Source organism: Cohnella hashimotonis (genome assembly GCF_030014955.1).
Lineage (GTDB): Bacteria > Bacillota > Bacilli > Paenibacillales > Paenibacillaceae > Cohnella > Cohnella hashimotonis.
In genome coordinates, this window is record NZ_JAGRPV010000001.1 from 8,206,073 (window position 1) to 8,231,082 (window position 25,010).

General features: G+C 61.8%; 12 protein-coding genes. 2 read left to right on the forward strand and 10 right to left on the reverse strand.

The window, feature by feature from the left end; genetic code table 11:
• Nucleotides 1-49: 49 nt before the first annotated feature.
• From KB449_RS32875 to KB449_RS32910, 8 genes are all read right to left on the reverse strand, one after another.
• Nucleotides 50-3,736, reverse strand: coding sequence for a 3-keto-alpha-glucoside-1,2-lyase-like domain-containing protein (locus tag KB449_RS32875; protein WP_282912375.1), 3,687 nt, complete (start codon nucleotides 3,734-3,736; stop codon nucleotides 50-52).
• Between the two features lie 54 nt (nucleotides 3,737-3,790).
• Nucleotides 3,791-5,932, reverse strand: coding sequence for an alginate lyase family protein (locus tag KB449_RS32880; RefSeq protein WP_282912376.1), 2,142 nt, complete (start codon nucleotides 5,930-5,932; stop codon nucleotides 3,791-3,793).
• A 13-nt stretch (nucleotides 5,933-5,945) separates the two neighbouring features.
• Entirely contained in the window at nucleotides 5,946-6,791 is an 846-nt protein-coding gene (locus tag KB449_RS32885) for a carbohydrate ABC transporter permease (RefSeq protein WP_282912377.1), read from the reverse strand.
• Nucleotides 6,792-6,807: 16 nt separating this feature from the next.
• Nucleotides 6,808-7,701, reverse strand: coding sequence for a carbohydrate ABC transporter permease (locus tag KB449_RS32890; protein WP_282912378.1), 894 nt, complete (start codon nucleotides 7,699-7,701; stop codon nucleotides 6,808-6,810).
• Between the two features lie 77 nt (nucleotides 7,702-7,778).
• Nucleotides 7,779-9,212, reverse strand: coding sequence for an ABC transporter substrate-binding protein (locus KB449_RS32895; protein ID WP_282912379.1), 1,434 nt, complete (start codon nucleotides 9,210-9,212; stop codon nucleotides 7,779-7,781).
• Nucleotides 9,213-9,358: 146 nt separating this feature from the next.
• Nucleotides 9,359-10,972: a helix-turn-helix domain-containing protein gene (locus tag KB449_RS32900; RefSeq protein ID WP_282912380.1), complete on the reverse strand. Its 1,614-nt coding sequence runs from the start codon at nucleotides 10,970-10,972 to the stop codon at nucleotides 9,359-9,361.
• Nucleotides 10,969-12,759, reverse strand: a complete 1,791-nt coding sequence (locus KB449_RS32905; RefSeq protein WP_282912381.1) for a cache domain-containing sensor histidine kinase — start codon at nucleotides 12,757-12,759, stop codon at nucleotides 10,969-10,971. Before KB449_RS32905 ends, KB449_RS32900 begins: the two co-directional genes overlap by 4 nt.
• A gap of 318 nt (nucleotides 12,760-13,077) precedes the next feature.
• Nucleotides 13,078-13,731 carry an NAD(P)H-binding protein gene (locus KB449_RS32910; protein ID WP_282912382.1) on the reverse strand — a complete coding sequence of 218 codons (654 nt, stop codon included), beginning with the start codon at nucleotides 13,729-13,731 and terminating at the stop codon, nucleotides 13,078-13,080.
• 269 nt (nucleotides 13,732-14,000) lie between these two features.
• Here KB449_RS32910 and KB449_RS32915 point away from each other — a divergent pair, with 269 nt between their 5' ends.
• Nucleotides 14,001-15,872, forward strand: a complete 1,872-nt coding sequence (locus KB449_RS32915) for an S-layer homology domain-containing protein (RefSeq protein ID WP_282912383.1) — start codon at nucleotides 14,001-14,003, stop codon at nucleotides 15,870-15,872.
• A gap of 52 nt (nucleotides 15,873-15,924) precedes the next feature.
• Here the strand turns inward: KB449_RS32915 and KB449_RS32920 are convergent, their stop codons facing one another.
• Both KB449_RS32920 and KB449_RS32925 read right to left on the reverse strand, forming a co-directional pair.
• Nucleotides 15,925-17,061 (reverse strand): response regulator, encoded by a 1,137-nt coding sequence (locus KB449_RS32920; RefSeq protein ID WP_282912966.1) that lies wholly within the window; start codon nucleotides 17,059-17,061, stop codon nucleotides 15,925-15,927.
• A 16-nt stretch (nucleotides 17,062-17,077) separates the two neighbouring features.
• Complete coding sequence (locus KB449_RS32925; protein ID WP_282912384.1) at nucleotides 17,078-18,811, reverse strand: sensor histidine kinase; 1,734 nt, start codon at nucleotides 18,809-18,811, stop codon at nucleotides 17,078-17,080.
• A gap of 201 nt (nucleotides 18,812-19,012) precedes the next feature.
• Between KB449_RS32925 and KB449_RS32930 the strand changes: the two genes are divergently transcribed.
• Nucleotides 19,013-24,970: an S-layer homology domain-containing protein gene (locus tag KB449_RS32930; RefSeq protein WP_282912385.1), complete on the forward strand. Its 5,958-nt coding sequence runs from the start codon at nucleotides 19,013-19,015 to the stop codon at nucleotides 24,968-24,970.
• Nucleotides 24,971-25,010: the final 40 nt, after the last annotated feature.

Below are 25,010 nucleotides of genomic sequence, written 5' to 3' on the forward strand. Positions count from 1 at the left end.
TCCGACCTCCGTTCTTCGTTCTTCGTTCTTCGTTCTTAATTTTCCGTACTTACAGATCAAGTACCTTCACATCGTCGAAACTCGATTGCGCCCTGTGCGAGCTGAGTCCCGCTTTTCCTGTCGACAGGCTGCTGTCCGTGACGGACAGCATCTGCGTACCGTTCACCCAGAACGATAGGCTGCTGCCGTTCGCGACGGCCTGGAAGGTGTACCAGGTACCCGTCGTCATCGTAAAAGGCACCGTAACCAGGTCCGACCATGTGCCGCCGATGCATTTGGATATTTTCAGCGTACTGCCGGTTCCCGCCCCGCCGCCGTAATAGGTGAAGTTGTACTGGTTGTTCGCGTCCTGGTACCGGGCATCGAGGCCGATTCCGGAGTAGGTGCCATTGAAGGACCCGGCCTTCACCCGCGCGGACACCGTGTAGTTGTCCCAGCCTGCGGATCCTGCGATCGCATGGACGTTGGCCGCCGTGTTGTCGGACTGCCGGTACACGTAGGTGCCGTCCGTCGCCGTCGCCCAGGTGCCGCCCGCGGTCGTCCAGCCGTTCGCGTTGCCGTCCTCGAAGTCGTCCGCGAGCAGCACCGGCGAGACGACGACATCGTCGAAGCTGGCGTCGGCGCGGTGGGCGTTCAGTCCGAATTGACCCGACGCGAAGGTGGTGTCCGTCGCGGTCAGCTCTTTGACGCCGTTGACCCAGAATTCCAGCGTGCTGCCGACGGCGACCGCTTTGAAGGTGTACCAGGTGCCCGTGTTGAACGTATAGGCCTTGGAGGCCAGCGTTGTCCATGTTCCGCCGACGGCCTTTTGGATCTTGATCAAATTGCCAACGGTGTAGTATTGGAAATTGTAGGTGTTGCTCGTATCCTGGAACCTCGCGTTAAGTCCAATCCCCGCCAGACTTCCGAGCGAAGTCGCCTTTACCTTGGCTGAGAGTTCATAGTCCGTCAACGTGCTCGAGCCGTTCAGCGCGGATACGTTGGTAGCTGCGGCATCGGTCTGCCGGAATACCTTGGAGCCGTCGGTCGCGACGCTCCACGTGCCGCCGTTCGTCGTCCAGTCCGCTGCGCTGCCGTCCTCGAAGTCGTCCGTAAAGGCCCCGGTCGCGCCGGCGCCCGGACTGGCATCCGTCGTGAACGAGATGACGACAGAGGTGGACGAGCCGCTGGCTTCGGTAAACGTCAAGGTGCGCGTATGGGCGGTGTTCGGCGCCAATCCGTTCGTGTTGATGGTGAAATAGAGCTCGTGTTCCCCGCGAAGATTGCCCGAGGTCTGCGTCAGCGTCAGGTAGCCGCCTTGGCCGATGACCGACCAGTTCGTGCTGAGCCCGCCGCCCTTGTTGATCAGCTTGATCTTGTGCAGCTGCGCGGCGTTCGAAGGGTTCTTCACGCCGACGTTGATGGCCGGCGTCACGCTGATCTTCGGCGCGGGCACGCTGCCGATGGCGCCGAGCTTATTGGTTTCCTGGAACTTCTGCACGCCGCCCTTGCTCGCCGTGAGCTTGAGCGTCAGCCACTTGGCCGAGACGCCGGTCGGCACGGAGAAGCTGATTGCCTGCTCTGTCTTGGAACCGTACGCCACCGTCGCGGCGAAGGAGCCGGTTTGGAACGACGTATAGGCATTCGTAGCGGGATCCACGTACCCGGCTTCCCAGTTGACGTTAATAGCCGTACCGTCTCTTTGTTCGTCGTTATAGACGATGATCGTCCGGTTTGCGGCGCTGCCGGCGGCGAATACGACCGGTGCCACGCCGATCCGGTTGTTGTTGTCCCCGTCCTTATCGAACGCGGCAACGGGCGAGAACGAATTTTTCGTATATTCGTAAGAGTCGGACTGAACGACCGTAGGGTACGCCGAAGAGAAGACGTTGACGACCGGACGGTCGATCTTGACGGGCTTCACGCCCGGCGCGGTCATATCGGACCACGTGGGATAGAGCGTCGCCTCGATCGGTTCGTACGCATAGATCCAATCGGCGTAATAGCGGATGTCCGCGAAGCCTGCGTAGCGCATGGCCCGGACCATCCGGTCGGTCGCCCGGTGCCATACGGCCTGTGAGACGATGTCGTCGTTCAGGTGGTCGTGCGTGCCCACCGTCTGGTTCGCCGTCGAATTGTAGGTGCCGTCGGCATTCAGGACCGGCCATCCCTGCGACGGCGTGAAGGCTTCGCCCTCGCCTCGCGGCTTCGTCGCATTGTTTGTATATAGGCTGTACATGCTGGCGGTATTAAGGTTGCCGAAGGCATAGCCGGTCGAATAGTGCTTATTCTGCTCCCAATCCGTCTCCAGGTCGTCCTGCATGATCGGCCGGCTCGTATCCGCGCTCTGGATGGCGGTCGTCACGACGGGCAGCAGCGAGCTCTCGGTTCCCCAATTCTCGTTGCCTCCGCTCCACATTACGATGCTGGGATGGTTGCGGCGCGCGGCGACCCACTGGCTGGTCCACTTGGACACGTTGCTCAAAGCGGTCGTGCCGAAGCCCTGGGTTTTCTGATACTGCCAGAACGGCGTCTCGTCAATGATAAGCAGCCCGATCTCGTCCGCATAATCGTACAGCTCGTCGATCGCGCCGCCCACATGGGTGCGTGCGACGTTGTACGTCTTGACCCACTCGTCCATCAACTTTTTGACCTGGGCAATGTTCGAATCCTTGAAGCTCTGGGAGGCGCTCGGGACCGAGCCGTGCGCGCTGCCGGCGCGCCAGTTGAACTGCAGCGCGTCGCCGCGCAGGTTCGTCTTGATGCCGTTCAGCTGGAAGTAATTCGAAGTCTTCGCGAACTGGCGGAAGCCGAACCGCGTCGTGCTGCTGTCCACCGTGGCGCCGGATTGAACGAGACTGACGGCGAGGTTGTACAGCTTCGGATCGTGGGTCCACCAATACTTGGCGTTGGTCCACGAGATATTGTTCCATACGACCGTCTGGGTGCCGCCCGCGGGGACGGTGACGCTCTGGTCGGCGAAGCTCTTCTCCAGCGTGCCCCCGACAAGCGTCGCCGCGCTCTTGACGGTCGCCGTCTGGGAGGTCGAAGTCTTATTGACGACGGTCGTCACGATCTGAATGACGTCGTCGGATGGGTCGGTGTTGTTCTGCAGGTTCGTCACGACCTGCGTATCCGCGATGTAAAGCTTGGGATAGGCGACGAGACGCACGTCGTCCTTGATGCCCCGTCCCTGTCCCCAGGGCATGTTGTCCAGTCCGATGGGGTACATCGGCTTGCCGGTGCCGGATTCGATCGCGTCGGAAGGGAAGGACTGCAGGCCCCAGACGCGCACCTCGAGGGTATTGGAGGCGCCCGCGTTCGCGACGGACGTGATGTCCAGCTTGTACGGCAGGCGGGTCATCAGATAGCCGTTCGTATCGGTCGCGATCTGCGTGCCGTTGACGAACACCTTCGCGAGCGGCGCGATCTGATCGAAGTCGAGGAAGATCTCTTTGCCCGACATGGACGAGGGAATGGTGAAATTGCGCTTGTACACGCCGTAATTAAGCGTCGCCCAGCTGGACGGATAGCCGAAGTTCTCGGCTTCGTCCCAATAGGAGGGGACGACGATGTCGTAGCGGGTCGTGCCGCCGTTCGGATAGAAGTCCCAGATGCCGTTCAACGACGCGGATTCCCGCTCTCCGGCCGCCGCTGCCGGCTTCGGGGCCACGGCCGCATAGGCGATCAGCAGACTGCAGCAGATTAGAACCTGTATCAGCCTTGTATAAGCGTTGGTGCTTGTCGAAATTCCCATTATCGAACCTCCTAATTGAGTAGCGGTTCTTTCAAGCGAGAATCGATGTTGCGCTTAAAACAAAGTTCGCTCATAGCCTTGCGGGTTTACGTCGATCCGGTACCGGACGCCGCTTGCATTCTCAAGCTCGATTGCGACGACGAGCGCCTCTTCGTCGATTCGGCACGCGACGCAGCGCCAGCCGGGATCCCCTGCGTCGTGCGGCGCGACGATGGCGACGATGCCCGCGGTGCCGCCGGCAGCAATATCCGCCCGCAGCGCAGGCGTCTCGTACTTGGTTCCGTAGCTGTCGGAACGGTACCCGGTTACGGCCGAGACGGCGGGGGCCTCGCAAGCGCCGCTAAAATGCCAGCTCATTCGAAGTCTTGCATCCCTCCCTTCAGGATTGATGAAATAAGCAAATCCGCCCTCCGCCTCGCTCACCGTCGTATCCCGGTGCAGGTAAAAGTGCTGCGCCAGGCGATGGCTGTCCGAAGCGATCAGCCAATCGACGAGAATGAGCGCGTCCAGCTGCCGGTCCGCGATCAGCCACCGGCGATGCGTCACGGGATCTGGCAGGCGCCGGTAGCCGTCGTGGGAGGCGTCCAGCAAGGTGTAATCGGCCCGATGCAGGGACCGGTGGAGCGTGACTTCCGCCTCGCGGTCCGCCCAGCGCTGGCTGGATATATACTCCGTCTGGTCGAGGCCATCGACCGCAATTGTGTTGTGCGCCTTCGTTCCTTTAAAATAGCGCCTGTCGGCGCTTTCCTCGTACGTGTACCTGCCGTTATCCAGGAACACGGCATGTCCCCGATAAAACCATTCGAGCTGCAGCGCGTCGGCATGTCCGTGCGCGCCGCCCAGCGGGGCGGCATCGAACAGCAGATAATGCTGCGGATCGCGCAGAACATGGTAGCCGGCATGCGGGAAAACCCGGTACGAGAGACCGGCACCCGAACCGCCAGCAACGAAGCCGCCGATATCCAAGCCGCCAGCAACGGCTCCAGCACCAGATCCGTCGGCATCCGCGCCGCCGACACCCGACTCGCCAGCACTGGAGCCACCGGCATCCGACCCGTCAGCCCCCGAGCTGCCGGCATCCGACCCGCCAGCACCTGAACTGCCAGCCCCCGACCCGTCAGCCCCCGAGCTGCCCACACCTGCACGATCCTCGCCTTCGCGCCCCAATCCGCCTGCGACCATGGCCGGACCGGCGATCCAGACATCCTCCCAGTCGGGCTCGCCCCGCGCCCGCAGCGCGTTGTCTTCCAGCACCTCGCCGAGCAGCGCCAGCATGCGCGCTCCCCAGCGGTTGCAGTCCGAGTCCGACAGCGGGCTCGAGCTGCCGTCCGGCCGGATCGTCGCGGCGGCGAAGTCCGCCATGGCGGCCAGCCGCGCGCGATAGGCGTCAGGGAAGCGGTCGCCCGTCTTCCGGGCGAGCAGATAAGGGAGCGCGAAGCATTCGATCGCCGCGTTGTGATAGTGAACGGCCAGCTCCGTCTGGACGCCATCCTCGCCGACCTGCCGCAGGATGCACAGCTCCAGGCGCTCCAGGGCCAGCTGCCGCCAAAAGGCGGCGCGCGGATGCTCGCTCAGCAATACGGAGATCGCGTGCAGCCCCTGCATGTGCATGATGGCGTGGTTGATCGACGGATCGCCCAGATATGCGGCGAGATACGCGGCATGCGCGGCGAGCGCCTCCTCGAACTGCGCCAGACACAACGCATCCCGGCGCCACACCGGCTCCATGCAGGCATAAGCGAAAATCCAGGAGAGCGGGCGCACGCCCGTCTCCAGCAGACGCCAAGGGCCCGGCTTCTGAAAATAAGCCGCTTCTTCGTAAGCCTCGCCGCACGGGGCGGGGCAGCTCCGGATCCACGCCGCCAGCTGCGCCGCGGCATCCGTCGCATACGCCTCGTTGCCCGTCAGCAGATATGCTTTTCCCATCGCTCGCAGGTGGCCGTGCCGGTTGAGCACCCACGTGAATTCGGGGTCGCGCGAGGGATTGCGCATCCAATCGATCGGCGTCCCGAGGTCGACCCATTCGCCGGACAGCATCGAGAAGGGGACGCGGAATTGGCCCCGTCTGGCGCGATCCGCGGTCTCCAACGCTTCCGCCGCCCCCGCCGGGTGGCCCGCCGCATAGGCCGTAGCCGCCTGCTTCAATTCGTCGAACGTCAGATAGTAGCCGTTCGCAGGGCCCATCGTCGTCGGCATGTTCTTCACGCTCCTATCCCTTCACCGAACCGGCCGTAACCTGGACGAAGGATTTGTTGGCGAGCAAATAAACCAGCAGCAGCGGCAGCAGCGAGATGCAGGCGCCCGCCAGCATCAGATCGGTCTGCATGGCGGCGGATACGCCGTACCGCAGGTTGGCGAGTCCGACCGTTAGCGTCTGCAGCTTGGGATTCGTCATCGTGAAGACGGAGGGGAGGATGTACTCGTTCCAGGCGCTGCGGAAGACGAACAGTCCGGCGACGCCGAGCCCCGGCTTCAACAAGGGGAGGATGACCGATCGGAAGGTGCGGAAAAAGCCGCTGCCGTCGATCATGGCCGCCTCGTCCAGATCGCGCGGGATCGCGCGCATGAAGCTCGCGAGCATGAAGTACGTGCCGGCATGCCCGGCGATCAGGATCAGGACGACGCCCCACAGCGTGCGGTGCAGGCCGATCGCGACCATCAGGTCGAACTGCGGCTTGAGCACGACGGCGCCGATCGAGATGAACATCGTCGAGGCCTGGACGGCGATCGCCAGTCTTTTGCCGGGAAAATCGCGCCGGTCTGCCGCATAGGCCGCCATGGACGCGACGATCAGGGTGCCGACGGTCGCCGCTACGCTGACAAACAAGCTGTTCCAGGAGAAGCGCGCGAAGTTGGCGCCTTTCCACGCCTGGGAATAATTCGCGAATTGCCAGCGCGCGGGCCAGAACGAGCCGCCGCCGTTCAGCTCCGCGTTCGTCTTGAACGAGCCGAGCACGGCCATGAGGACCGGATAGAGGATGACGGCGGCCACGAGCAAGAGAAATACCCCGGCCAGCACGCTCGCCCCCGAAGGCCGCTTGGACCATCTGTTCATCGGCGATACGCCCTTTCTAATAAAGCGAGTTGAGTTTTTTGGACGCATAGAAGTAGATCAGCGTGACGGCGCCGATCAGCAAGGCCGCGGCGAAGCCCACGGCGCTGCCGTAGCCGTATTGCTGCACCTCCGCGGTGGTCGATGCGACGGAAAAAAACATTTTGTACACGTACAGGAACATGACGTCGGTCTTGCCGAACGGCCCGCCCTGCGTGAGCACCATGATGCTCTCGTAGCCCTTGAGGGAGACGGTGATGGCGAGCAGCATGACCATCTGCAATACGGGTCCCAGCATGGGGATCGTAATGTAGAAAAACTGCTGGGCGGGGCGGGCGCCGTCGATGGATGCGCTCTCGTAGATGTCGCGGGGGATGCCCTGCAGGCCGGCGAGGAACAGCAGCATGTAGTTGCCCACCGCGCCCCAGATCGCAATCAGAATCATCGTCAGCATGGCGTAGTTCGCGCCCAGCCACTCAACGCCGCGCGACAAGCCGATCTGCTGCAGCAGCTGATTAAGCATGCCGTTGTAGGAGTTGAAGATGACGTAGAAAACGATGGACATGACGGATGCGCTCAGCACCGTCGGCATGAAGAAGATCGTCTTGAACAGTCCCGCGCCCCGCATACGGCGGTTGAGCAGGACGGCCAGCAGCAACGACAGCGGGAGCGTCACGAGGAGCTTGCCGCCGGCGTATACCAGCGTGTTGGTCACGGCGTTCCAGAAGCGCTCGTCGCGGTACAGCCTTTCAAAGTTGTAAAGCCCGACGAACTTGGGCGTGCCGTAGCCCGCGTACTCGTAGAACATGTAGCGGATCGCCCAGAAAATCGGATAGATGCCGAGCACGAGCGTGAGCAGCAGGCTGGGGAGGGTGAAAGCGACGGCCTCCAGTTTGATGCGGGTTCGATGCATGTGTGTATCTCCTTCCGGGGGAAAAGAAAGGGGCCCTCAGTCGTTGGCTGACAGGCCCCCCTTTGCGGCAGTGCGGATTACTTCGCGAGCGTGCCTTGCAGCTGGCTCAGGTTGAAGTCGGACATCGGCTCGGCCTTCACTTCGCCGGCCGCCTTGGCCTTATCGAGCGCGGCGTTGTATCTGGCGTTCAGATCCTTGATGACGGCATCCAGGTCTCCGCCGACGAGAATGTACTTGATGAACGCTTCCTGATAGCCCATGCCTTCGATCGCGACGATCGGCACCGGCGGGATGATCGCGTCGAACTTGGTAGGCATGAAGCCGTCGATGCCGTTGATCTCAGGCTTGCCGGCCTTCGCGAGCACGGAAGGCACGACGGAGATGCCGACGCCGTCCTCTTGGTACGATTTAAGCACTTCGTCGCTGTACATCCACTCCATAAATTTCCATGCTTCTTCCTTATGCTCCGATTTAGGGCTGAGGCCGATGAAGATGCCTGCGTTGCCGACGGGCACGATGCCTTGCTGCTGGCCGTCGATTGTTGGCGGCAGCGCCGAGGCCCACTTGATCTTCGCGGGGAACTGGTTCTTGTAGACGAGCGGCTCGGAGGCGGTCGAGATGTACATCCCGATCTTGCCCTCCGCGAATTGCGCGCGCAGCGGATCGATATCGAGCTGCTCTACGCCGGGGATGAAGCTGCCGTCCACCTTCATCTGACGGTAGGCTTCGATGATCGGCTTCAACTGCGCAAATTCGAAGGCGCCTTTCTTGTAGTCGTAGCCGCTGCTGCCCATGCCGCTAAGCATCCCGATCGGATCGGCGAAGCGGAGGCCCGAGCCGGTGCTCTTCAGGTTGCCCGCGATACCGTAAGCGCCGTCGGCTTTGCCCGCCGCGGTCAGCTTTTTCGCGACGTCGATCATCTCCTGCAGCGTCTTCGGCGGCTCCTTGATGCCGGCCTTCTCGAACAGCTCCACGTTGTAGATCAGGCGCTGGGTCGTTCCGTAGTTCGGCAGCGTATACGTCTTGCCGCCGATCTGGTTCACGCCCTCGCGGAGCAGCGAGCCGAAACGCTCCTTCATGTCGGGCGTCAGCCTGTCGTCGAGCGGCGCGAGATACCCCTTTTTCACGAACACGCTCAGGCTCGGGAGGCCGTTGACGCGGACGATGTCCGGCGCCTGGTTCGACGCGAAGGCGATGTCCAGCTGCTGGTCGTAGTTTTCCGCCATGATGTTGACTTCGACCTGGATATTGTCCTTGTTCGTCTCGTTGTACCGGGCGATCTCCGCCTTGATATGGTCGGTCGCGCCGCGGTCCGGCGTCCAAAAGTTCAGCTTGACCGGCTCGGCTTGCGACGCCGCAGGCGAAGCTGACGCCGATCCGGACGCCGCGCCGGTCCCGGATGCTGCGCTCGAGGCGGAAGGCGATGCGTTTCCTCCATTGCTGCCGCCGCAGGCGGCCAGGCTCGACGCCAGAATTCCCGTGAGCGCGATCCCTAACCATTTTCTAGCCATACTGTTCTCCCCTTCTTGATTGATCCGTTGGTAGCGGGGCCCGAGCATCCGCGGGTGACTCGCGGCCCCTCTGATACAAACAATAACAGCGCGCGCGGAAACGGGGAGGAGGGGTAAACGCGAATCGAGAGGGGGAAAAACGACGATTATCCTAAAATGCGCTGCCTGTATTCCGAGGGCGTGACGCCCGTATGCTTCTTGAACGCATCGCTGAAGTAAACGCGGTCCTCGTAGCCCACCATGGCCGCGATCTCCTGCACCTGCTTGCCTTCGGCGAGCAGCTCCTTGGCCCGGCCCATCCGTTCGGCGATGATGAACTGCGCGACGGTGAAGCCGGTTTGCTTTTTGAACAGGTTGGCAAAGTAGCTGGTGCTGAGGCATGCCAGTCTTGCGAGCGACTGCACGGTGAGAGACTCTTGCAGGTGCGTGCGGATATAGGCGACCGAACGCTGGATGTCCGCCTCCGATTCGTGGGTCCGTTCGGCGGCGATCCGGTCGCAGACGGCGGCGCACAGGCGATCGAGCGTCTCCTTCCAGGCGGCCAGCGTACGCGGCGCCTCGGCGCGCAGCGACCGGAGCTCGCTCGCCGCCCGGGCGCGCGCGTCCGCGTCCTTGCCGGCAGCCGCCGCGAGGACGTCATACAGCGCCTCCGCCAGCTTGAGAAAGGCGGCGGCGGTCCCGTCGGGATCGACCTGCGTGCGCTTGTCGTCGAACCCGGCGTAAATCGCGCTTAACGCTTCGAGAGCGCGCGTCTTGTTGCCGGCGCGCGCGTACAGCAGCAGCTCCTTTTCGCTATCGGACGAGTAGGGCTCGACCTCCGCCGGGCGGTCGGCCAGGTCCGCGTAGCGGAACACGCTGTTGCCGCCGGAGAAAAAGCTGTAGGACAACGCGGCGAGCGCGTGGCGGTACGATTCGGGGAGCTCTCTGACCCCGGGCGCCGGCGACCCGACGCCGATCGAGACGGTATGGCGCGAATACCGCTCGACGTGCTCTCTGCACAGCTCGGCCAGCTGGCCCGGCGCGTCGGCTTCCGGACCGGCGTTCACGATCAGCGCGAACCGGCTCAGACCGTCGCGGACGACGATGCCCCGGGTCGCTTGGGCAACGGTCTCCTCCAAAATGTTGGACAGCGAGAAGCGGGCGAGCTCGATGTCCAGAATGCCGCCCGATGCGACGGACGGCTCGGCGCCGTCGATCTCGACGGCCAGGACGACGAAGTCCGCCATCGCCAGCGGCAGCTGCAGGAAGTCCCAGCGCTTGGCCGTCTGCTCGGGCGTCGAGGCGAAGCGGAGCAGCAGCTGCACGAATTCCTGCCGGAGCAGCGGCAGGCTCTCCCGCACGCGGCGCTCCAGGCCGCGTACGCGCGCCGTTTCCTCGCTCTCCGCGACGATGCGTTCCTTCGCCTTGTTTACGACCGACACGATCTCTTCCGCGAGGAACGGCTTGCTGACGAAGTCGAAGGCGCCGAGCCGCACCGCTTCCTGCGCATACTCGAAGTCGGTATACCCGCTGATGAGGATGACCTTGCAGGGCCATCCCAGGGCGAGTACGTCCCGGAACAGCTCGATGCCGTTTTTGCGGGGCATCCGGATATCGGTGATCAGGATGTCAGGCTTGACGCGGCGAATCAGCTCCAGTCCCGCTTCTCCATCCATGGCGGCGCCTGCCGGTTCGATCCCGTGCTCGTCCCAGCGGATATGGTTCATGATCCCGTTGCATACGATTCTGCTGTCGTCGATGACGCAGAGCTTCGGCTTCATCTCTCGTTCCCCTCCGGCAATGGCAGCGTAATGGTGATTCTCGTTTGAATGAACGGCTCGCTCTCCAGGCGAAATTCGGCCCGTTCGCCATAATGCAGCAAAATGCGGCGATACACGTTGCGCAGCGCATACCCTTTTCTGCCGGATTCGATCGCTTCGCCTTCCTGCGGCTCCTGAAGGATCGATCGCGTCGCTTCCTCGGCATCCATGCCGGCGCCGTTGTCGGTCACCGCGATTCGGAGCGAACCGTCCCGGGCTTCGACGTCGATGAGGATGCGGCCGCCTTCCGTGAAGTCTTTGAAGCCATGCAGGATGCTGTTTTCGACGAGCGGCTGCAGCATGATCTTCAACATCGGCATGCTTAGCAAGGAAGCGTCGATGCGCCGCGGGACCTCGTACTCGAACAGCCCTTCATAGCTCACCTGCTGAATCCGCAAATAATGCTCGACATGCTCCAGCTCAAGGCCGAGCGTCGTCAGCTCCAACCCCTGATTGAGCCCCAGCTTGAACAGCCGGGACAGCGAGATGATGAGCCGCCGCGTCTCGTCCGCCGCGCCCGACTCGGATACCCAGACGATCGTGTTGAGCGTGTTGTACAAAAAGTGAGGGTCGATCTGGGCTTGCAGGGCCTTGGCCTCCGCGATCCGTTTCTCCTTCTCCCGCTCGCCGAGCTCCGAGATCAGGATGCCGATCTGGTCGAGCATGGCATTGAATTTGTAGCCAACCTGCGAGACTTCGTCCCGATACCCCGAGCTGTACCGCACGTCGAGATTGCTAAGCCCGACCTGCTTGATCGTTCGCTGCAGCGCGTGGAGCGGACGGAGCAGGAGCGCGGTCAGTACGTGCGAGATCAGGATCGCGACGGCGATGCCGCTCCCGATGATGACGATCGTCAGCCATTTGATCCGCTCCACCTGCTTGAACAGCTTGTCCTTCGACTGGACGCTGTACAGCGTCCAATTTTCGGCCACCTTAAGCGACGCGCGATTGACCAGGTATTCGCTGCCGTCTTGCTTATAGATCGCCGAAGGCTTGTCCTTCGACGCGAGCGCCCAGTCGTTTAGGCCGGCTTCGGGGATCAGAGGCGCCGTACCCGGATCGAAGCCGTAGCGGCCTTCGTCCGTGACGAGAAAATAATGCTTGCTGTCGCCCCCGAGATTGCTCGTGACGACGCGCTTGATCGCCGATTCGCTGACGTTGATGACCAGATAGATGTTGCTGTTCGTTTGGGAGAACGCTTTCAATACGAGGGAGACAACCCGGTCCTTGCCGGTAAAAATCGCGTCCTCGTGCCCCGCGACCCACATCGAGATGCCGGGTCTGGCGTCGATCGCCTGCTGCATGGGCGAATCCGCGAAGGAAAAGGACGGATTGCGGTAGTAGCTGGTGGGAAAAAACTCGCCGATCGGCGTGCTGACTAAAATCGACTGTACGGCCGGATTCGTCATTTTCAACTGGGTGAAGGGGGTCTGGAGCGCGCTGAGGTCCCCATAAAAGGCATCGCTCTGGCTGCGGTTCGCGTGATTGACCATCTCGGTGAACGGCGCGCTGATCATGAGCGTGAGGCTCGATACGAGCAGGCCCTTAAGCTGCTCGTCCAGCAGTTGCGCCGTCTTGCTGAGCGTCTCCTGGCTCTGGCTTGTCGCATTGCCCTCGAGCTCTCGGGTCGCAATCACGTAGGACATGGTGCTCGTGACCAGGATGGCCGCCCCGATGACCAGGATAAACGAGATCGTCATGCGGCTTCGAAAGGAAAGCTTGTACAGCAGCATGCGGACGGTTTCCATGCGGGATAACTCCTTGCGCTCGGCGCGATGGATGTCGATGTCTTTATGCTCTTAGACTAGCGGCGAAGGGGAATTTTGTAAACGATTGGTCTAGCGGCTCCATGTCTCGGCATCCCGCTTCGGTCACGCCGGATGGACTGAGGATCCGTTATTTCGCCGCACACGCTTCAAGCGCAATACCAATCGGACACTAGATCCGTTATCCGCGCATTTTCGCCGAATTATCCGCCCATCCGGCAGCAGTAACGAATCCGGTGTCCGCATCGGCATCGGCACCCGCTCCGGCACCACAGCCGTCCCGACACGCGCGCTACAGCTCTACTGCCGTGCTTCAGCCATTTCCCAAATCGCTTTGCCTCTAATTTTAGTCAAGCCACCCTTATTGCTCTTGGCGGCCTTCACCATCGCCTGCGCCAATATTTCCGTACGCAGCGGCTTTTGGGAGCGAAGAATCCCCATTCGGTTAAAAAACTGCAAGACTTTAGATGCAACAACCTCTAGTGACCGATCGCTTTTTTTCCGGACCAGCAAGGGCGGGTTAAGTATAGTCAGCCTTGCAAAACCTAATGCCTTCACGGCTTCTTCCAACCGTCCCTTCATCCGTGAATAAAAGTTGCGGGAAGCGGGCGATGCAAAGTCGGCCGACACCAGCACGCAGGCAGGGACGCCGTTTTCGCTGGCGGCTTTAGCAAACGAGTACTGATATTCGTAATCGATTTTCCATTGCGCTTCCTGGCTCCCCGCGGTCTTGAGGGTCGTTCCCAAACACGAAAACAAGACATCTCCTTGAACCAGTTCGCCCCACTGGCCCGGGTTATCGAAGTCGATAACATGAACCTTTAGTTTCTCATGCTGAATACCCGGGCTGCGCCGTACGAAAATAACGACTTGCCGGAAGGCATTGTCTTCTAGCAATAAGTCCAGCAAGTCCGCGCCTGTAGCGCCGGTTGCTCCGATTACGATGGCTTGCATGGTCCGTCACCTCTTCTCCATTCTCAGCCTTAACCTTATTGTAACGGATTGTCTGGAAGCTTGGCCGCCAGGGCTGCGAATTGCGTACGCTCGGCATCGATCATTCTAGGCCGCGCCATCCGATCCGGGAAGGCGGATCGTGCTCGCCCCTACGATCTAGAAGCGATGGAAAAGTAACCCTAGGAAAATATGTACAGCATAAACAAGTCGTGCTATCATTTCTCGTGGCACTATTTTCCTAACTTATATGCCTAAGGAGAGAAAGCGACTTGTTCAAGAAATGGTTCGCCTATGCTGCTTCAGCCCTACTGGCCGCCGCACTTGTCATTCCAGGATTCGCCGCCGCCGACGATAATTCGTTTAAGGACGTGGGGGGAACATTCTGGGCCAAGGATGAGATCAATAGCCTTGTACAGATGGGCGTCTTGAAAGGCTATCAAGATAACACATTTAAGCCGCAAGCGCCCGTGACGCGCGAGGAATTCGCGAAGATTATCACGTCGGCGTTCTTCCTGGATCTTCCCGCGTCGGACGCGCCGCAGACATTCGTCGACGTAGGCAGATCGCGCTGGTCTTTCGCTGCGGTCGAAGCGGCCAAGGACTTCTTGACCGGCTACTACCCGCCGAGCGGCAAAGCGTTTTTCAATCCGACCGGCAAGGCCACGCGCGAGGACGTAGCCGTCGCGCTGGTGAAGACGCTGGGCTATCAGCCGGACGACTTGCAGGACGCGGATATTCTGGATCGCTTCTACGACTCGGAAGACGTCTCGCCGAATCTGGAAACTTATGTCGCAATCGCGGTAGAAAAGAAGCTGCTGACCGGCTACAACGATTATACGCTCAAGCCGGGCAACAGCGTTACGCGCGCGGAAGCCGCATCTCTGCTCTACCGCGTCATTAAAAATTCGGCGGCGGATAGCGGGAACGCGTTGACCTTGAACGTCGACGCACCGGAAAAGATCAACACCCCGACGTTCTATATCACGGGCGACGTCAACAAGGGAGCGGAAGTCTACATCAACAATGAAAAGGTCGAGGTCGTTCAGGGCGCTTTCCGCGTCGGCATCCGCCTCGAGCAAGAAGGAACTTATACCTACACGATCTCCGCAAGACTGGCCGGCGGCAAGACGGAATCCGTCACGAAGAAGGTGACCTTCGAGAAGGGCGGGCCTACCCTCGAAGTCAAGGGCGTGCCAACGTCGTCGGACAAGCAATCCATCACCGTATCCTGGACGGTCAAGGACGCGAACGACAGCAGCCCGGCCGTCTACCTGAACGGGCAAAGGCAGTACGGCAGCTCTGCGACCGTCACGCTTGAGGAAGGCGACAACGTCATTACCGTGAGAGCCGAGAACGCGGACGGCAAGTCTGCCGAGGTCACCAAGCATGTCGCGTTTACAAGCGGCGGTCCGGTCCTGACGGTCGCGGATCTTCCGGAGACGACCGACAAAGAGACGATTACGGTCCGCTGGACCGTAAAGGACAAGAACGATACGTCCCCGCGCGTTTACGTCAACGACCGCGAGCAGTACTATAGCGAATCGACGACCGTCACGCTAAAAGAAGGCGTTAATACGATCGTGTTCAAGGCGACGAACGATCTCGGCAAAAGCACGACGGTGACGAAGACGATCACGTTTAGCGTTGGCACATCTACATTGACCGTCGGCGATCTGCCGGCTACGACGGACAAAGACTCGGTTAACGTGACATGGTCCGTCAAGGACACGAACGATTCGAGCCCGCGCGTCTATCTGAACGACAAAGAGCAGTACTATTCGACTTCCGCGAACGTCAATCTCGTGCCGGGGCCGAATACGATTACGGTTCGAGCCGTGAACAAGCTGGGCAAAGAAACGACCGTGACGAAGACGATCGCGTTCGAACCTTCCGCGCCGACGGTCATGCTGCTTCACGCGCCGGAGACGACCGCCTCCGACTCGATCTCGATCAGTTGGACGGCGTCCGACAAAAACGATACCTCGCTTAAAATGTACGTCAACGACAAGGAAGTTTACTACAGCACGAGCTATACGGCTTCCTTGCAGCCTGGAGAAAACAAGTTCAAGATTACCGCAACGAACAAGTACGGCAAATCGACGGATGTAATCTACACCGTCACTTACAAGCCGGAAGCATAAAGAAACGGCCCCCTTCTTCAACGAGACGAAAGGGGCCGTTTTTTAATATTCTTCACACCAGCCGCCGGTACAAATCAATCATTTCCGTCGAAGGCTCGATGCCCAGCTCTCGGTCGAGCAGTTCCTCGTACCGCTTATATCTGGCCTGAAGCGAGGCGTTGTCGCGCATTATCGCAAGCGTCCGGAAGAGCAGCAGGTTTGCCTCCTCGTCCAGCTCGTTGCGCTGGACGAGCTTTTTGGCGATCTGCATGCCCTGTTCCGTCCTTCCGGCGTCCAGCAGGTACCGAACGAGACGCTTGGCGAACGCCTCGTACAAGTCGCGGAGCCGCTCGCGCTCGGCGATCGCCCATTCATAAGGCAGGTCCTCGAACAAATCTCCGGTATACAACTGCTCGACGGCGATCGCGGCGGCTTCATTGCTCCCGTTAATTGCACGGAATTGGGACAAACGCGCCTCGAACTCGATAAAGTCGACTCGAGTTCGATCAAGCTGCAACAGATAGTAATCGCGGTCGGTGACCAGCATGTCCTTCATGCCGTGCAGGGACAAGGCCTTGCGAAGCTGATACACGGCCGTGTTCAGATAAAGGTCCGAGCTTTTTAACTCCCGGTCGGGAAATACGTCTTCGAGCGTCCGAATTTTGGCTGCAGCATGCCCGCGGTAGAGCAGCAAGTAAGCGAACAGTTCCCTGCTTTTCCGGGAGATCCATTTGACCGCTCCGCCCGCATTGCTGGCAATTCGCAATCCTCTCAAAGTTTCTATTGTCAAAGAAGGCTGCCTGTCCGTTTCCGCCGCTATCTCTTTTTCTGCCTCCGCATGACCTGCATAGGCTTTCTGCGCCTGGACACTTGCGGCTCTCGCGACCGTTTCGGCCAGCCGTTTGGCGGAGACGGGCTTGACGATATAGTCAAGCGGGTACACATCGAACGAATCCAGCGCATATTCCTTGTGAGAGGTGACGAAAACGATGTCCAGCCCGGCGTGCGCCCGCCGCAGCTCCCGAGCAAGCGCCAATCCGTCGTCCTCCGCGATCTGGATATCGATAAAGGCAAGGTCTACCGGATACAGCGCCGCATACGCGATCGCCTCGGCGGCGCTACCCAGCATCGCGGCGATCTCTACGCCCGCCGTCTTGGACAGCAGCAGCCTCATCGCCGTCAGCATCGCGGGTTCGTCGTCAACGACCATGACTTTCACAGTTTACTCACCCCAAGTCCGCGGCCGGCAGCGTAAAATAAAACGTGCTTCCTTGCCCCGGCGCGCTCTCTGCCCAGATTTGTCCGCCGCTCATCCCCACGAATTGCCGGCACACCTGCAATCCGAGCCCGGTTCCCTTCTCTCCCGCCGTGCCGGCGGTAGAACCGAGACTCATCGGATCGACTAGCGCTGCGGCCCTTTCGTTGTCCATGCCAACGCCCTGATCTTCGACAGATATGACGATCCGATCGTCGTCCCGCTTGGCGCGCACCCTGACATTTCCGCCCGGATAAGAATATTTGATCGCGTTGGTCACCAGGTTGCGGATGATCAGCGCGACAGCCTCTCTGTCCGCTTGCACCGCCAGACCGCTCTCGATCTCGGCGATCACGGCAATTTGTTTGAACTCGCTTTTAATCTTCAGCATGCGGCAGACTTCGTCGACCTCATCCGCCAGCCGCAAGGCTTGCGGGTGCAGGAGCAGGCCGTCCTTCTGGCCGCGGTACCAATCCAGCAAATTTTCAATCATGTTATACGTATTGTGAACCTGCCCGCTCAGCGCATCGATCGCATCCTGCTGATCTCGGCCGAGCTGCGGCTTGTCCGCTTCCAGCGCCTCCAGCAGGGTCATCTGGACCGCCAGCGGATCGCGAATGTCGTGAGAGACGACGGCGAACAGCCGGTCCTTCAGCTGATTGAGCCGGACGATCTGCTCCAGCGTTCTTTGCTTGTCCGTAATATCGAACAGCACCGATACGGTACCCTGCCTGACCTTGCCTCGAGGGGCCAGCGGATACACCTTGACCGAATAGACTCGCTGCTCGCCGGCCGCCAAGGCTGCGATCTCCAGCTCTCCGGCTTCCATCCGCTCGCAGGCGCGCAGCCACTCCGGCCATGGCGCGAGCAGCTCGCCGATCTGCCGCTCCGCGAGCGGACCGTCGCCGCGCCCGGCGAACAAAGGCTCGACATACTTGTTGCTGTCGATGACGCGGCCGCTATGGTTCACGATCAGAATCCCCTCCCGCATCGTCTCGACGACGACGCTGCGGGCCAGCGGCACGATGGAGAAAATACGGTATCGAATCACGATCCAAAGCATCGCCATGCCAAAAAAGCCGCAGTACACCGAAGCGGGCAGAATCCACGGCGTGAATCCGGGATTCGTCAGCTTGACGACCTCCATCGCGGAGGGGATACATCCGCAGAGAAGCAGCCACAGGCCGGGCGTCCGAATGTCGCGGCGAATGTGCCGCAGGTAGTCGAACAGAAAAAAGATGCAGGCGGCAAGCAGCAGGTAGCAGACGATATTGAAAGAGATCGAGAGGTTGCTTTTGTCGACCTCCAGATGGCCCCCCCGGAGTATCGTGCGATCGTAAAGCAGACGATGAAGGGGGTTCGTCCATACCAGCAGCGACCAAAGCGCGAACAGAGACACAAGCAGGCTTCGATGAAGCCGGCGCAGCGCGTTATTTTTACCCAGCAGATCCAGCGTAAAAAACAGAACGAGCGGAACGGAGAATATAAGCGAAGTCTGCTGTACGTTGCGAAACAACAGCTTGGCGTGCAGACTGCTGCTGGTCGTCTCCATAATGACGCTGCCCGCGTAGATCACGCGGCCGGCCATGATCCAGGCGAAATATCGGATACCCCGCTCTCGCCTGTGCAAAAAGGCGTAGCCCAAAAACGCAAGCATGAGACAGACGGAGACGAGCATGGCGACATTGGGAAGCGTTGCATTCATCGGGCGGCAATCTCCTTGGGGCTGTAAGCTTCCGTTTCTTCTCTAAGTATAGCTTAAAGCGGCGTGCCGTTTAACAATTATTTCTAAATAAAAACGACAGGACCCATTTGCCCGACCGTCCTCTTTCATAGTTCTTTCATAGGGCCGTGATAGAGTCTGAGGAAGTCTGTTAGAGGTGCTGCAAAGAAAGGATGTTGGAGATTGAAGAAGGGTTTTCTGGTTTTTATCGTGTTGTGGCTGATTGTCGGTCATTTGCTTTTGCCGCCCAAGGCGAGCGCGGCGGGCGTGAAGTTTACCTCCATCTCGAGTCAGCAAGCCATTACATTGGCACTGGACGAAGACGGAGCGATTTGGGCCTGGGGTTATAATCAATACGGTCAGTTCGGCAACGGAACCTCATCGAGCGCTTACAGCGCTCCCGCGCGAGTTGATGTCACAGATGGCGACGGCGCGCCGGTTGCCTTCAAGCAGGTGCAGCCCGGCTACTTCAGCTCGATTGCGCTGGATACCGATGGGGGGATCTGGATGGCTGGCGAAGACAGGTTTGGCTCGCTCGGCAACGGTGCGGCACTTGACTCCTACAGCTGGGAGAAGCTTGTCGTCTCGGATGGGGGCGGGACGGTGACGTTCGCCCAGGTCGCGGCTATGTGGAGTGTAACCTACGCACTGGACGACACGGGACGGCTATGGGGATGGGGCCAAGAGTTCGGGGGGCAAACCAATCAAGTGCCGGCATTGGTTCCGATCATGGATGGCGGCAGCCCTGTCGCATTAAAGTCGATCTCCGGCAATAGTTCCCATCTCATCGGCATCGACTCGAACAATCATCTATGGCAAATTCAAATGGCCGGTCTTAATGTTGAAGCGTTCATGCTGGTTGACGGCGGTGTCGCGCCTCAGTTCAAAGCGATCTCCGCCGGGGCCGGTTATGGAGACGGAGGACATCTTGCACTCGCACTCGAGGACGACGGGGACATTTGGATCTATGGCACCAACAATTACGGACAACTGGGCGATGGCGGAGTCGGTCCGACTGCATGGGAGCCGAAGAAGCTGACGATCATGGACGGCGGCAGCCCGGTCAAGTTCGCTCAAGTTTCCGGCGGCAATCATCATGTGTTGGCCCTGGATACGAACGGCAACGTTTGGGTGTGGGGGAAAAACAACTTCGGGCAGTTGGGAGACGGTACGAAGATAAGCAAGAAGCCCCCTCATAAAATTACAATTATGGACGATGGGACGCCGGTCCAATTGGCGTCGGTCACTGCAGGCTACGAGCAATCTTACGCGATCGATGCGGACGGTCGAATATGGAGCTGGGGAGAGGGACGGACCGTCGCGACGAAGCTGGCGTTCTCGTCGGAAGTTGCCTTGTCCGCCTCGAAGTCTTCCTCCACCTACCTTGAGGAGATCACGCTGACTGCTGCGGTCGCAGGCGCCATGGATACGCCGACCGGGTCGGTCGAGTTCAGAGAAGGCGCGATCGTGCTGGCCACTGTGCCGCTGGCTGGCGGGATTGCGGAGCTCGATATCTCGACGCTGTCCGCCGGGCCTCATTCGATCGAGGCTTATTACGCAGGAGAAGAGAATTATGCGGAGAGCGTGTCCACGGCGCTCGTGCATACGGTCGTTATGCCGGCTGCGCCGGTTATCACGCTGACGCCTTCCTCGACGAGCGATACGTTCGGTCCGGTGACCGTGTCCGCCAGCGTGCAGATCAACGGCGCCGGCAACGGGTTGAGCATGCTGAAGTGGCTTGCCGGGAACCGTGCCGCCTCGGACTTTGCGAGCGCAGGCACGGATATTACCGTTGCGCAAAGCTTGAATGCCGCAAGCAACGGCACCTATACGGTCTACGCCACAGACGCTGCGGGCAACGAGGCAGTGAAAACGATCAGTATCTCCAATATTTTGGCGGCTGGCGATCCGGCCGCGCTTGTGGCGGCGATCGCGGATGCGCAGCAGGCGCTGAGCGATCATCCGGCGGGCACGAATGTCGGGCAGGCACCGGCCGGTGCGCGGAGTACGCTGAGCGCCGCGATCGGCGTCGCGCAGGCGGTTGCGGCTGATGCCGCGAATCGGACGCAGGCGCAGCTGGACGCGGCGCAGGCGACGCTGGAGAGCGCCGTCGACGCGTTTGAAGGTACCGTGATCGGCGCAGGCGATCCGGCTGCGCTGGTGGCGGCGATCGTGGATGCGCAGCAGGCGCTGAGCGATCACCCGGCGGGCACGAATGTCGGGCAGGCGCCGGCTGGCGCGCGGAGTACGCTAAGCGCCGCGATTGGAGTGGCGCAGGCGGTCGCGGCTGACGCCGCGAATCGGACGCAGGCGCAGCTGGACGCGGCGCAGGCGACGCTGGAGACGGCGATCACGACGTTCAGCGGCGCTGTGATTGGTGCAGGCGATCCGGCCGCGCTGGAGGCAGCGATTGCGGATGCGCAGCAGGCGCTGGACGATCATCCGGCGGGCACGGATGTCGGGCAGGCGCCGGCTGGCGCGCGGAGTACGCTAAGCGCGGCGATTGGAGCGGCGCAGGCGGTCGCGGATGACGCCGCGAACCGGACGCAGGCGCAGTTGAATGCGGCGCAGGCGACGCTGGAAGCGGCCGTTGCGACGTTCAACGGTGCGGTGCTCGGCGCGGGAGACGCGACCGCACTCAACGGGGCGATCGCGGACGCGCAGCAGGCGCTGGACGATCATCCGGCGGGCACCGATGTCGGCCAGGCGCCGGCTGGCGCGCGGAGTACGCTGAGCGCCGCGATCGGCGTCGCGCAGGCGGTCGCGGCTGACGCCGCGAATCGGACGCAGGCGCAGTTGGACGCGGCGCGGACGACGCTGGAAGCGGCTGTCACGACGTTCGAAGGCACCGTGATCGGCGCTGGAGACGCGACCGCGCTCAACGCGGCGATTGCGGACGCGCAGCAGGCGCTGGCCGATCATCCGGCAGGCACCGATGTCGGCCAGGCGCCGGCTGGCGCGCGGAGTACGCTGAGCGCCGCGATTGGAGCGGCGCAGGCGGTCGCGACTGACGCCGCGAATCGGACGCAGGCGAAGTTGGACGCGGCGCGGACGACGCTGGAGGCGGCGATCACGACGTTCAGCGGCACCGTTATTGGCGCGGGCGATCCGGCCGCGCTGGTGGCGGCGATCGCGGATGCGCAGCAGGCGCTGAGCGATCACCCGGCGGGCACGAATGTCGGGCAGGCGCCGGCTGGTGCGCGGAGTACGCTGAGTGCGGCGATCGGGGCGGCGCAGGCGGTCGCGAATGACGCATCGAACTACACGCAGGCGCAGCTGGATACGGCGCAGGCGACGCTGGAGACGGCGATCACGACGTTCAGCGGCGCTGTGATTGGTGCAGGCGATCCGGCCGCGCTGGAGGCAGCGATTGCGGATGCGCAGCAGGCGCTGGACGATCATCCGGCGGGCACGGATGTCGGGCAGGCGCCGGCTGGCGCGCGGAGTACGCTAAGCGCGGCGATTGGAGCGGCGCAGGCGGTCGCGGATGACGCCGCGAACCGGACGCAGGCGCAGTTGAATGCGGCGCAGGCGACGCTGGAAGCGGCCGTTGCGACGTTCAACGGTGCGGTGCTCGGCGCGGGAGACGCGACCGCACTCAACGGGGCGATCGCGGACGCGCAGCAGGCGCTGGACGATCATCCGGCGGGCACCGATGTCGGCCAGGCGCCGGCTGGCGCGCGGAGTACGCTGAGCGCCGCGATCGGCGTCGCGCAGGCGGTTGCGGCTGACGCCGCGAATCGGACGCAGGCGCAGTTGGACGCGGCGCGGACGACGCTGGAAGCGGCTGTCACGACGTTCGAAGGCACCGTGATCGGCGCGGGAGATGCGACCGCGCTCAATGCGGCGATCGCGGATGCGCAGCAGGCGCTGAGCGATCATCCGGCGGGCACGGATGTCGGGCAGGCGCCGACGAGCGCGCGCAATACGCTAAGCGCTGCAATCGCTGCTGCACAAGCAGTCGCGGACGATGCCGCGAACCGGACGCAGGCGCAGTTGGACGCTGCGCAGACGACGCTGGAAGCGGCCGTTGCGACGTTCAACGGTGCGGTGATCGGCGCGGGAGACGCGACCGCACTCAACGCGGCGATCGCGGACGCGCAGCAGGCGCTGAGTGATCATCCGGCGGGCACGGATGTCGGCCAAGCGCCGACGAACGCGCGCAATACGCTAAGCGCAGCGATCGACGACGCGCAGGCGGTCGCTGACGATGCCGCGAACTACACGCAGGCGCAGCTCGACGCAGCGCGGGCGACGCTGGAGGCAGCGATTGCGACATTCAGGGCGGTCGTCGTCGGCATCGTGCTGACGCCGCCGAACGCAGGCTTGTATGGTACAGGTGACACGCTTGCTTTCACGCTGACCTATCGGGATGAAGTAATCGTAACCGGCAAGCCCCGTATCGCAGTCACGCTCGACGGCGGCTCGGAGCCCTTGGTCGTGTATGCTGCGTACACCGGCGATTCCGGCACCCCCGTTACCTCGCTGATGTTCGCTTACGAAGTGCCGGACGGATTGGCGGATACGGACGGCATCGGGCTCGCTTCATCCGTCGACTTGTCGGAAGGCGCTGCTATCGAGCCGGCATCGAGCGTCGGGACGGCTTTGCTGGGGTACGCCCTACCCGATACGAGCGCGGTGCGCGTCGTATCGATCCCGCCTGCGCTTGCACTGAGCGCAGACTCGACTCCCGGCTCCACGGCTGACGTCACCGTGGCCGCCGCCGTCTACGGCGAGGCATCGGCGGGCAATGCGCTTGCCGAGCTGCGATGGCTCGCCGGCAGCAAAGCGGCGGCCGACTTCTCCGGCGGAGACGCGGGCGCGGATATTCTGTCGTCGCGCGCATTCACGGTCGGCGCGAACGGTATCTATACCGTCTATGCCCGCGATGCAGCGGGCAATGAAGCGGTGCAGGCTGTCACCGTGAGCGCGATCGTTGCACCATCCGGCCCGGAGCCTGACCCATTCGAGCCGGAAGACCCGCTGCGCAAGTACATCGTCCGATGGACAGCTGACAAGGCCACCCGCGATACGAAGTGGAAGCAGGAAGAGCTCGCTGCCGGGGCGATTGTGCTGGACGGCCGGGCATTATTCGCAAATTCGGCGAACGCCTGGACGCTGACCTTGCCTCGGGCTACCGTCAGCCTGCTCGATCCGGGCGGCGTTCTGCAGGTCCGTACGGGCCTTGCGGATTATGAGCTGCCTGTAGCGATGCTGTCCGATCTGTCCGATCGTCCGTTCGATGAGCTTCGCGTAAGGCTGTCTCATCCGAGCGATGCCGAACAGAGCGGGTTGGAACACGCTGCGGCACAGCTGGGCGCAGCCTTGTACGGACAGCCGCTCAAGCTGGAGGTGATCCTCGTTGCGGGCGGAGTCGAGCGGCCGCTGTCCCCGTACGGTTATTACATCACGGTTACGGTCCAGCGGCCGGCACCGGCGGTTCAAGGCACGCTGTCGGGCGTACTTTACGTAGAGGGTCAGCAGACGCTTGCGCCCGTACCCGCTAAATCAGTGGATACAGCCGTCCAATGGAAGACGCAAACGGGCGGTATCTACGCCTTGATGACCTACGACAAGCAGTTTGCCGACGTTCAGGGTTCGTGGGCGGAGGAAGCCGTTCGTACGCTGGCTTCCATGCTCGTCATCAACGGCATCGACGACGACAATTTCGCGCCTCGCGCCGCCGTCACTCGCGCGGAGCTGACGGCCATGATCGTGCGTGCGCTCGGCTTGCAAGGCACAGCCGGGACACATCCGGCCTTCAGCGACGTGGACGGCAGCAGCTGGTATGCAGGCGCCGTGACGGCCGCCGTGCAGGCGGGCATCGTGCAAGGCGATGCCAACGGACGATTCCGCCCGGATGCGCCCATCAGCCGACAGGAAGCCGCGGTCATGCTCATGCGCGCGATGACGACGGCGGGTCATTCTCCGGCGGCAGGCTCGCCAACGGCGCTCGCCGGCTTCGCGGATGCAGGCCAGGTCTCGGCATGGGCCCGGGAAGCGATGACGGCTGCCGTCCATAGCGGCTTGATTCAGGGAGATCCGTCGGGACACCTTCGCCCGCAGCAGCAGATTACGCGCGCGGAGACCGCGGCGATGCTCCTGCGTACGCTGCGCGCCGTCGGCTTCGTCGACGCCTGAGCGTCGGACCGTTCGAACGCGGACCAAAGAATCTCAATTC

Coding starts and splice junctions, on each gene's coding strand:
- KB449_RS32875 (WP_282912375.1), bottom strand. CDS start 3,736: ATGGGAATTTCGACAAGCACCAACGCTTATACAAGGCTGATACAGGTT.
- KB449_RS32880 (WP_282912376.1), bottom strand. CDS start 5,932: ATGCCGACGACGATGGGCCCTGCGAACGGCTACTATCTGACGTTCGAC.
- KB449_RS32885 (WP_282912377.1), bottom strand. CDS start 6,791: ATGAACAGATGGTCCAAGCGGCCTTCGGGGGCGAGCGTGCTGGCCGGG.
- KB449_RS32890 (WP_282912378.1), bottom strand. CDS start 7,701: ATGCATCGAACCCGCATCAAACTGGAGGCCGTCGCTTTCACCCTCCCC.
- KB449_RS32895 (WP_282912379.1), bottom strand. CDS start 9,212: ATGGCTAGAAAATGGTTAGGGATCGCGCTCACGGGAATTCTGGCGTCG.
- KB449_RS32900 (WP_282912380.1), bottom strand. CDS start 10,972: ATGAAGCCGAAGCTCTGCGTCATCGACGACAGCAGAATCGTATGCAAC.
- KB449_RS32905 (WP_282912381.1), bottom strand. CDS start 12,759: ATGGAAACCGTCCGCATGCTGCTGTACAAGCTTTCCTTTCGAAGCCGC.
- KB449_RS32910 (WP_282912382.1), bottom strand. CDS start 13,731: ATGCAAGCCATCGTAATCGGAGCAACCGGCGCTACAGGCGCGGACTTG.
- KB449_RS32920 (WP_282912966.1), bottom strand. CDS start 17,061: ATGGTCGTTGACGACGAACCCGCGATGCTGACGGCGATGAGGCTGCTG.
- KB449_RS32925 (WP_282912384.1), bottom strand. CDS start 18,811: ATGAATGCAACGCTTCCCAATGTCGCCATGCTCGTCTCCGTCTGTCTC.